Origin of the sequence: Bacillus sp. FJAT-53060 (genome assembly GCF_037104745.1) — a bacterium.
In the GTDB taxonomy this organism is placed as follows: Bacteria; Bacillota; Bacilli; order Bacillales; family Bacillaceae; genus Bacillus; species Bacillus stratosphericus_B.
Map to the genome: position 1 here is coordinate 1 of NZ_JBAWSW010000061.1, position 9,772 is coordinate 9,772.

The window sequence follows — 9,772 nt, forward strand, 5'->3', positions numbered from 1 at the left end:
AAAAAGCTAGCAAACTGGACATGGAAAGGACCATGTCCAGCGTAAGACAACTGATAAATTTTATCAAAATAAGTGAAAACCCCACTTTTACTTGAAGTAAAGGTGGGGTTTGTCTACGGTCTGAAAGAAGGTATTCAATTACCTTCTTTTAATTTCTCCCCAAATTAAAATTAATAAATTGCATTATTAGTAATAGGTTTACCAATAGCTTTTCTTAAAGTATGGATAGGAATGTTTTTAACACATCTAATTCCCATCTCGTTATGTCTACAAAATGGGATATCCTTACCTCTGAATGAAGGATAAATTAATCCTGGCAATGAAAAGAATGAACCACCTTTTAAAATTGCAAAATTATGATGTTGTGACTGATTTGCTAAGGAAGGGAAAAATGTCTTTTAGTGTATAATTCACTTTTCGTCCATTCCCATTGATTTCCTACCATACCCACAACTCCATAGGGGCTAACAGACCATTCTTTCTCGAAGGAATCAGCCCTTTTAACAGGTTCAGTAGGGAAAGAATCACTAAAGGATGTAATACCTTCTCTCCACTCTTTCAAACTTCTAGGGTTATTTTCTAACCAAGTGGCATAATGTACCCTTCATTGGTTTTTTATGGTAATATTTGTATCTAAAAATACTCATTTAGAGGTTGAATTAATGTTTTGCATATGCAAATAATTACCATTTTTTAATAAAAAAACAAGTATTTAGAATTAATGGGAAATAAGTAAATAATATTCTTCATTCCAAACCTGATAGGAATACATGTTGTCTACTTGTTTTAATGCCTTTTAATCGAGTAGATCTTCCTAATGAAGAAACATCTTGAATGTTCAGCCACGGCTAATAATCCGAAACAGTACCAGACCCTCAACCTTCTTTTATCCATTTTTCAACTTTAGATGTTCTCGTTCTTCTTGACACAAAAACACCCCTTTAGACTACTATAATCTAAAGGGGTATTACATCGTGACTTTTTTTACAAACATCACAACTTTATTTCAAATCCACAATGTTAAAGACTTTGTTTAAAACCGAACCCCTACTCCACCGTCACACTCTTCGCAAGGTTACGTGGTTTATCCACATCACACCCGCGGTGAAGGGCTGCGTAGTAAGCGATCAGCTGTAATGGGACAACAGATGCAAGTGGTGCAAGTGCTGGGTGTACAGCTGGAAGGACGAAACGGTCGCCTTCGTCTTCTAGGCCTTTTAGTGAGATGACACATGGGTTTGCTCCGCGTGCAACGACTTCCTTAACGTTACCGCGAATGCTGAGGTTCACGTGCTCTAGGGTTGCAAGGGCAATGACCGGTGTGCCTTCTTCAATTAAAGCAATGGTGCCGTGTTTCAGTTCTCCGCCAGCAAAGCCTTCTGCTTGGATGTAAGAGATCTCTTTTAGTTTTAGTGAACCTTCAAGGCACACATAGTAGTCAAGTCCTCTTCCGATAAAGAATGCGTTACGTGTCACTGTGAAGTAGTCACGAGCGATTTGTTCCATTTCATCCTTTTGATCCACAAGAGCTTCCATTGCGTTTGCTACAATCCCAAGCTCTTTCACAAGATCAAAGTCAAGAGATTGACCATTTAGTTCAGCTGCAACGGATGCAAGGATCGCAAGAACAGCGATTTGTGCTGTGTAGGCTTTTGTTGAAGCCACTGCGATTTCTGGTCCTGCATGTAGAAGCAATGTGAAGTCTGCTTCACGAGAAAGCGTTGACCCTGGTACGTTTGTGATCGTTAATGCTTTATGACCAAGCTCTTTAACTTGAACAAGTACAGCACGGCTGTCCGCAGTCTCCCCAGATTGAGAAAGGAAGATGAACAACGGTTTTTTCGATAGAAGCGGCATGTTGTAAGAGAATTCACTTGCTACATGGACTTCTACAGGTACTTTCGCCCAGTCTTCAATATATTGTTTACCAACAAGTCCAGCATGGTAGCTCGTTCCGCAAGCCACAATGTAAATGCGGTCTGCTTCTGCTACTGCGCTTGCGATATCGCCAGCGACTGACAGCTTGCCGTTTTCGTCTTGATATTCTTGGATGATTTTGCGCATCACAAGCGGCTGCTCATCCGTTTCTTTTAACATGTAGTGAGGATATGTGCCTTTCTCGATGTCGCTTGCATCTAGCTCAGCGATATAAGAAGGACGTGTCATGATATCACCGTCAAGGTTTTTGATGATAACCTCGTCTTTAGTGACAATGACCATTTCTTTATCCATTAATTCCGCATATTCGTTTGTTACTTGAAGCATCGCCATTGCGTCAGAAGCCACAACGTTGAAATCTTCTCCGAAACCAACCAATAATGGGCTTTTGTTTTTCGCCACATAGATTGTTTCTTTGTTTTCGTTATCGAAAAGAGCAATTGCGTAAGAGCCTTTTAGTTGAAGAAGCGTTTGACGGAAAGCTTCCTCTGTATCAAGACCTCTGTTTACAAATTGTTCGATGACTTGAACAACAACCTCTGTATCTGTGTCGCTTTTTAGTGTGACGTCTTGTAAATATTCGCGTGTCAATTGTACATAGTTCTCGATGACACCGTTATGAACAAGCGTAAAACGGCCAGAAGCACTTTGATGCGGATGTGCATTTAGATGGCTTGGTACACCGTGTGTTGCCCAGCGTGTATGTCCGATTCCTGCTGAAGATGCCACGTTTGCATCTACGACTTCACGAAGCTCAGCGATACGTCCTTTTTCTTTGAACACATGCACGCCTTCTTCGTTTGCCACAGCGATACCTGCTGAGTCATACCCGCGGTACTCAAGCTTCTCTAAACCTTTTAATAAGATTTCCTTCGCATCATTCTGACCAATATAACCTACGATTCCACACATAAATATTCTCTTCCTCCCGATCATGTGAAAGGGACAAAGAAAGCCTACTAAAATAGAAGGGACATTTCTTCGTCCCTCTCTACATGTTTATTTTGGGAGATCATGTGTATTCCCTTTGTACAAAGAGTCACCTCTTTGGTTTAAAGAAACACTTACGGCTGTGATCTCTTTTTTTGATCAGCCGGGAGGCATCCGCCGAAAATTCGATAACCTCCATCCTCGTCAACTAAGCATCTGTCGTCCGATCGCTTAGTTCGGGCGCTATCATTATAAAAGTTCTTGAACATCTACCCTGCCTTTCCTGATAGAATAAAAATCCAGTAACACAAGGATGATTGTACTATAAGGTCTGACCTCCGTCAATCAAATTTAGCGGGTGATCCCCGTCATTTTAGAAAGTGAGACCTCCATACACTATATGCGATGAAGCTTGTCACGTTCTACCTTTGATGTGCTCTCCTATGTATGAAGGCAGCAGCAAATGGCCCTCTCTTATAAGATTCGTACAGATCCCTCCTCTTATGACGCTTATTCAAAAAAAGCAAACCGCAGGCTCTGCGATTTGCTTTTTTATCTATTACTCAATACCCATTTCATCTTTGACAACAGCCGTAATGCGAGCCACATATTCATCACACAGCTCTTTTGTTTTCGCCTCTGCCATGACACGTACAAGCGGCTCTGTTCCAGATGGACGAACAAGGATACGGCCGTCACCGTTCATCTCTTTTTCGACCTCTTGGATCACAGCTTTCACTTTTTCATTTTCTTCCACTTTATATTTATCAGATACCTTCACATTCACTAGAATTTGCGGGAACTTTTCCATTTCAGCCGCAAGCTCTGATAATGTTTTTCCTGTTGCTTTGAGTGTATTCACAAGCATGATCGCAGAAAGCATGCCGTCACCTGTCGTATTGTAATCAAGGAAAATCAAGTGGCCTGATTGCTCGCCGCCGACATTATAGCCGTCGTTTTTCATCGCCTCGACCACATAGCGGTCACCAACAGCGGTTTGAATGCTCTTAATGCCTTGCTTTTCAAGCGCTTTATAGAAACCAAGGTTACTCATGACCGTTGACACGACGGTGTCATCCTTTAATCGGCCTTCACCCTTTAGATAACGTGCACATATGTACATAATTTGATCGCCGTCTACGATATCACCTTTTTCATCGACTGCAATTAAGCGGTCGCCGTCACCATCAAACGCAAGGCCAATATCTGCACCCTTTTCTTTTACAAAAACAGAAAGTGCCTCTGGATGAGTGGAACCTACGCCATCGTTAATATTCAATCCGTTTGGTGATGTTCCCATTGTTGACACATCTGCATCTAAATCAGCAAATAAATGTGTCGCAAGAGAAGATGTTGCACCATGAGCACAGTCAAGCGCCACGTGAATACCTGTGAAATCCTCGTCCGCTGTCTGCTTCAAGAATTGCAAGTATTTCTGACCGCCTTCAAAGTAATCATTCACCGTTCCAAGATCGGCTCCAACCGGACGTGGTAATTGATCGACTGGCTGATCCATTAGCTGCTCAATTTCATTCTCCTGTTCATCTGACAGCTTAAAGCCGTCCCCGCCGAAAAATTTAATTCCGTTGTCTTGAACTGGGTTATGAGAAGCAGAAATCATGACACCTGCTTCTGCATCCATTGCCTTCGTTAAATAAGATACTCCAGGTGTTGAGATCACACCTAAACGCATCACTTCAGCCCCTATTGAAAGTAGACCTGCAACGAGAGCTCCTTCTAGCATATGACCGGATACACGTGTGTCTCGTCCAACGAGTACCTTTGGACGTTCTTTATCCTTCGTGAGGACATAGCCACCAAATCTCCCAATTTTAAATGCGAGCTCTGGCGTTAATTCGTTATTAGCCACACCCCTTACACCATCAGTTCCAAAGTACTTGCCCATGTTTCAATCGCTCCTTTTTTACCGTTCAAGAGGACGCTGTGTCCCCTTTTTTATCTTCTTTGACCCGCTGTCATCGATTCCTCTTTACTCTTCTCTTCCTGATGATCATCGTCATCAGATGATTGATCCTTTCGATCATTCGTAGAAGCCGGCTGATCTTCTGAATCAGTAGAGGTAAGTTTTACTTTGACCTTTGATCTAGATAATGTCCATGTCACATTTTGAGGGCCATTCACTTGTACTTTGACCTCATGTGTTCCTTCGTTTAAGTCCCCCACATTGATATAGGCTTCAATATCTGAAGCCTTTAGTTTATCAATTGCACTCTTTGATCCTTTTGCTGTTAACGTAAGACGCCCAGAAGACGGACTCACAAATTCAGAGCTGAGATCCTTGCTCAGACCCACGACAGAAATAGGTACATTATCGATCTTTTTTTCTTCAGCTGTTGCAACCTTCACTTTGATCTTAACGGTTTCAGGTGATACCTTTTTCACACCATCTGGCAGTAGAATGTCGGCATCAATCTCCGTATCATCTTTAATTTTGCTTAGGTCCAGCTTAACGCCATCAATAAAATCTAGTGCATCTAGCACCTTTTGAGAACCGTAGACAGTGACCTCACTTGGGCTTGTCTCAATGCTTGAGATACTGATCCCATCCGGTAAGCTGCCCGTCCGCTCAATTTTAAACGGGACCTTCTTGCTCGGGCTCGTAATCGGGACCGTAATATCCACAACCGACGGACTCACTTTAACTGGTAGCTCATTCCCGCTGCTATCATACACAGTGAGCTTCGCTTGTTTTTCAATTTGTTGATCGACATCCTCTAGGTTTACAAATGCTTTAATAACAGAAATTTTGTCGATCACGTCCTTTGAACCAGTGACAGTGACCTTTTTCGGATTCACGATAGGCTGTTCAGGTGAATAGCCGTCTTTGATTTTATTTTGATTATAAAATTCTGTTTCAACAGGGAATTCAGCTGAGGTTTTTTCTTGTATCGTCACAGTTGTCACAGACGGATTAATCGTTAATGTGATCCCCTTTAATACACCTCTTGACTTCAGCTCTACTTTATGTGTGCCTGTCGTTAACTTTTGCATATCTGCGTAAATTTCAAAATTCTTCGTTTGTCTTGCTGTTTTCACAGCACTTGTTGATCCTATAATCGTGACATTGACTGTTTGCGGTACCCCAGTGACGACATACTTCTCGTCATCATAATACGCTTTAACAGGAATGTCAGTTAAGGTTGCTTCATCTGTCGTCGATGTTGGGAAAAAGGATTCACCGATTTTTTTCGGTGTGGGCGCTTGCGCTGAATTAACTGCACCATACAGCAATAAAGCGAAGACCAATGCAAGAAACTTAACGGCCCAGCGATTATTCATAATCTTATCCATTTTTCTTGCCCCTCCAATACCATTTGGTCGAGGAATCATCTTTGCTGTTCTTACTAAATTCAGCAATTAGCATTTCTTCAAGCGCTTCTTCTGTTAATTCTCGATGGAGATCACCATTTCTTGCAACACTAATGCTACCTGTCTCCTCTGAGACGATGATTGTTAAGCTGTCCGTCACTTCACTAATACCGACTGCCGCCCGGTGACGGGTTCCGAGTTCCTTAGAGATAAAAGGACTTTCTGACAGTGGTAAATAACAACCCGCAGCTGCAATCTCATCACGCTTCATAATAACAGCACCGTCATGAAGCGGTGTATTCGGAATGAAAATATTAATCAGCAACTCAGAACTGACCTTTGCATTCAAAGGAATTCCTGTCTCTATATAATCATTCATTCCAGTATCGCGCTCAATCGTCAGTAGCGCCCCTATTCTACGTTTTGCCATATAATTGATTGCTTTTGTAATTGCCTCGATCGTTTTCTGCTGCTGTTCCTCTACAGGTGTCCCGCTTCTTGAGAAGAAACGGCCGCGCCCAAGCTGCTCAAGCGCTCTCCTTAGCTCTGGCTGAAAAATAATAATGATCGCAAGGAACCCCCACGTAATCGCTTGATCCATCAGCCATTGAAGTGTATTAAGACCGAGATACGCACTTCCCATCCTGACGAGAACAATGACCACAATTCCCTTTAAAAGCTGAACCGCTTTTGTTCCGCGGATGACCATCATTAATTTATATATCACATACCAAACAACGAGAATATCAACAGCATTACCGAGGTACTGCAAAAAAGGAATATCCCCTAAAGCCATTTCCTCGTCCTCCAGAATTTTCAAGTTTCTTCGTATGATGCATTTTTTATAAAAAAGAGCCTATGTATAAATACATAGCGTGGCTATTATACCACATTTTGTTTCTTCAAGGAAAACAGTTGCCATATATGGCTGGCTTTCTAGTATGCATGTATCTGATCGATTGTATAGAAAAAGAGCAGTCCCTAAGCTTAGAGACTGCTCTCAAACTGTATGATTTACTTTTGTTCCTCTGGCCCAATGACCCGCATCACGTCTTGTGCTGTGGATTTCAATTTGAACCAAACCCAATCAAACACTTCATTAATTTCATTGATTTGACCAGTGACTTGTCCGGCAGAAGCCGTCAGCTGTTCCCCATTGACGACTGTTACATTTCCATCAACCTTGCCTTCTACAATCAGCTTGCCATTTTTGACAGTGACATCACCTTTGACGGTTTCCCCTTTAGGTACGGTCACAATATCATTTTCAACCACGAGATTCGGCTGCTTTGACACACTGAAATTATGATCGGTATTCCAGCTTGTAAACAGACTGCCTCCCATCAATATCACAAAGAGGGCAGCGGCCACGATCAGTGGGTGAGCTTTAATCCATCTTTGAATCGACACACGCTTTTTCTCCTTTGGAAGACCTGCCATCACCTTTGCAGTGAAATCAGATGGTGCTTCTATATGAGATGTACTCTGCACTAGCGCGATGGATTTCTCAATTTGTTGAAAATGAGTACGGCACTCCTCACACGATTGCAGATGGCTCTTTAATTCCTTTTCATCTTCAGGCTCAATATCCCCGTCTAAATACTGATGCATAAGCTGGACGATTTTATCCTGACAGCTCATCAAAATCACCTCACTCAAAGGTCTCTCAACTGTTTCCGGAGAGCCTCTCTACCCCTGTGTATTCTCGTTTTTACCGTACCAATTGGTATATTCAGAATCTCACTAATTTCTTTTAACGAGAGTTCATCAATATACTTTAATACGATGACCGAACGATATTTATCTGGTAGTCTTAGAATTTTTTGCTGAATGGTGCTCGATAATTCAAGAGACACCACCTCATCCTCTGGAAAAATGCCATCAGCAGCAATTTGAGAATACATATTCAGTCCTTCTGTGCCTGCCACCTCTGCATCTAAATAATAATCCGGCTTTTTTTTGCGAATACGGTCGATGGACAGGTTGGTTGCAATGCGGTACAGCCACGTGGAAAACTTACGATTCACATCAAAGCTCTCAATATTCACATAGGCACGAATAAATGCCTCCTGTGCAATATCCTCCGCTTCGTGTGCATTCCCAAGCATACGGTAGCACAGCTGATAAATTTTGTCTTTATACAGGTCTACGATGTCTGTAAATGCGTTCTGGTCGCCTTTTTTCACTTGCTTAATTCTTTTTTTAATCATTGTTTCCATAGTATATTCAACCTCTGCCTTCACCGGTCTTTATGTATACGAACCTTCTTTCAAAAGGTTTCATTCTCCTCTAAAAAATAGTGTAACAAATTTTTGACAGCGTGTTGCGCTTATCAGTCGGTAAAAACCTTAATATATCCTTAAATTTCCCCAAAATAAAAAAGAACAGGAACAAATCCCGCTCTACAATAACTTTTCACCCATTAAAGAACCAATTAAAGCAACTGCTGTTTCTGCTGTTTTATTTTTCTCATCTAATATCGGATTCACCTCAACAAATTCAGCAGAAGTCAAAATACCCGCTTCCTCTAAAAGCTCCATGGCAAGGTGACTCTCACGATAACTAATGCCGCCCGCCACCGGAGTTCCTACACCAGGGCATTCCGCTGGATCTAATCCATCTAAATCAAGCGATAAGTGGACACCATCTGTTCTTTCCTTTAAATACGCAATGGCTTCTTCCATCACTCTGGTCATCCCCAAACGATCTATTTCATGCATTGTATACACCTTAATGCCTTTTTCTCTAATCAACGCCCTTTCTCCTTCATCTAAGGAACGAGCACCAATTAAAATGATATTTTCAGGCTTCACTTTAGGAGAATACCTACCAATATTCGTTAAATCAGCATGACCAATGCCAATACTAACAGCAAGTGGCATTCCATGAATATTTCCAGAAGGAGATGTTTCTTCTGTATTTAAATCACCGTGCGCATCATACCAAATGACACCCAAGTTTTCATAATGCTTGGCTACACCGGCAAGTGTGCCGATTGCAATGCTGTGATCACCGCCTAAAATCAGCGGAAACGAACCTGACTGCACAATACTGTCAACCTTTTCAGCAAGAAGCTCATTCGCATCAGCATTCTCTGTTAGATTTTTTAGCTTTTCACTTGTATAGAGACCTTTCTCATCGTCCCTTTGCTCAACTGGAATATCTCCAAGATCCTCAACTTCAAATGAAAGCGATTCCAATTTTTCTTTTACACCAGCACATCGAATCGCACTCGGCCCCATATCGACGCCCCTTCTCATTTGACCCAAATCCATCGGAACCCCGATAATCGTGACCTTCTTTAGTTCTCCCATATATGTACATCCCCTTTCCGTTCATGCTTATATTTTACTTTCTCAATGCCTCCTGACTCAACTCAACAACATTTTGAATAGTTATACATTTCTTCTATCAATATAAAAAAGACACCTTTTTGAAAAAGGTGTCTCAGACCGTAGACAAACCCCACCTTTACTTCAAGTAAAAGTGGGGTTTTCACTTATTTTGATAAAATTTATCAGTTGTCTTACGCTGGACATGGTCCTTTCCATGTCCAGTTTGCTAGCTTTTTGAG

General features: G+C 41.7%; 9 protein-coding genes and 1 pseudogene. All 10 read right to left on the bottom strand.

Annotation, left to right across the window (positions count from 1 at the left end):
• Positions 1 to 170 precede the first annotated feature (170 nt).
• Positions 171 to 320: a hypothetical protein gene (locus tag WAX46_RS15990; RefSeq protein ID WP_442895681.1), complete on the bottom strand. Its 150-nt coding sequence runs from the start codon at positions 318 to 320 to the stop codon at positions 171 to 173.
• A 56-nt stretch (positions 321 to 376) separates the two neighbouring features.
• Entirely contained in the window at positions 377 to 562 is a 186-nt protein-coding gene (locus WAX46_RS15995) for an SUMF1/EgtB/PvdO family nonheme iron enzyme (RefSeq protein WP_442895682.1), read from the bottom strand.
• Positions 563 to 749: 187 nt separating this feature from the next.
• Positions 750 to 929: pseudogene (locus WAX46_RS14895) on the bottom strand (hypothetical protein); the annotation flags it as partial.
• A gap of 118 nt (positions 930 to 1,047) precedes the next feature.
• The gene (gene glmS, locus WAX46_RS14900; RefSeq protein ID WP_226568396.1) at positions 1,048 to 2,850 is read right to left on the bottom strand and encodes a glutamine--fructose-6-phosphate transaminase (isomerizing); all 1,803 of its coding nucleotides are present in this window, start codon (positions 2,848 to 2,850) and stop codon (positions 1,048 to 1,050) included.
• A gap of 577 nt (positions 2,851 to 3,427) precedes the next feature.
• A complete protein-coding gene (gene glmM / locus WAX46_RS14905) occupies positions 3,428 to 4,774 on the bottom strand; it encodes a phosphoglucosamine mutase (protein ID WP_226568406.1) in 1,347 nt (448 codons plus the stop codon).
• Between the two features lie 50 nt (positions 4,775 to 4,824).
• Positions 4,825 to 6,180 (bottom strand): CdaR family protein, encoded by a 1,356-nt coding sequence (locus WAX46_RS14910; RefSeq protein ID WP_336494263.1) that lies wholly within the window; start codon positions 6,178 to 6,180, stop codon positions 4,825 to 4,827.
• On the bottom strand, positions 6,173 to 6,994 hold the full coding sequence (gene cdaA / locus WAX46_RS14915; protein WP_226568408.1) for a diadenylate cyclase CdaA: 822 nt from the start codon (positions 6,992 to 6,994) through the stop codon (positions 6,173 to 6,175). The genes WAX46_RS14910 and cdaA overlap by 8 nt, the downstream gene beginning before the upstream one ends.
• Positions 6,995 to 7,212: 218 nt before the next feature.
• On the bottom strand, positions 7,213 to 7,839 hold the full coding sequence (gene rsiW / locus WAX46_RS14920; protein ID WP_336494264.1) for an anti-sigma-W factor RsiW: 627 nt from the start codon (positions 7,837 to 7,839) through the stop codon (positions 7,213 to 7,215).
• Between the two features lie 14 nt (positions 7,840 to 7,853).
• The gene (sigW, locus tag WAX46_RS14925; RefSeq protein ID WP_226568425.1) at positions 7,854 to 8,417 is read right to left on the bottom strand and encodes an RNA polymerase sigma factor SigW; all 564 of its coding nucleotides are present in this window, start codon (positions 8,415 to 8,417) and stop codon (positions 7,854 to 7,856) included.
• A 183-nt stretch (positions 8,418 to 8,600) separates the two neighbouring features.
• Complete coding sequence (rocF, locus tag WAX46_RS14930; RefSeq protein ID WP_336494265.1) at positions 8,601 to 9,512, bottom strand: arginase; 912 nt, start codon at positions 9,510 to 9,512, stop codon at positions 8,601 to 8,603.
• Between the last annotated feature and the right edge of the window lie 260 nt (positions 9,513 to 9,772).

What these genes read in the sequence shown, in the direction of transcription:
- WAX46_RS14910 (WP_336494263.1), bottom strand. Translation starts at nt 6,180, where the DNA reads ATGGATAAGATTATGAATAATCGCTGGGCCGTTAAGTTTCTTGCATTG.
- glmS (WP_226568396.1), bottom strand. Translation starts at nt 2,850, where the DNA reads ATGTGTGGAATCGTAGGTTATATTGGTCAGAATGATGCGAAGGAAATC.
- rsiW (WP_336494264.1), bottom strand. Translation starts at nt 7,839, where the DNA reads ATGAGCTGTCAGGATAAAATCGTCCAGCTTATGCATCAGTATTTAGAC.
- glmM (WP_226568406.1), bottom strand. Translation starts at nt 4,774, where the DNA reads ATGGGCAAGTACTTTGGAACTGATGGTGTAAGGGGTGTGGCTAATAAC.
- cdaA (WP_226568408.1), bottom strand. Translation starts at nt 6,994, where the DNA reads ATGGCTTTAGGGGATATTCCTTTTTTGCAGTACCTCGGTAATGCTGTT.
- sigW (WP_226568425.1), bottom strand. Translation starts at nt 8,417, where the DNA reads ATGGAAACAATGATTAAAAAAAGAATTAAGCAAGTGAAAAAAGGCGAC.
- rocF (WP_336494265.1), bottom strand. Translation starts at nt 9,512, where the DNA reads ATGGGAGAACTAAAGAAGGTCACGATTATCGGGGTTCCGATGGATTTG.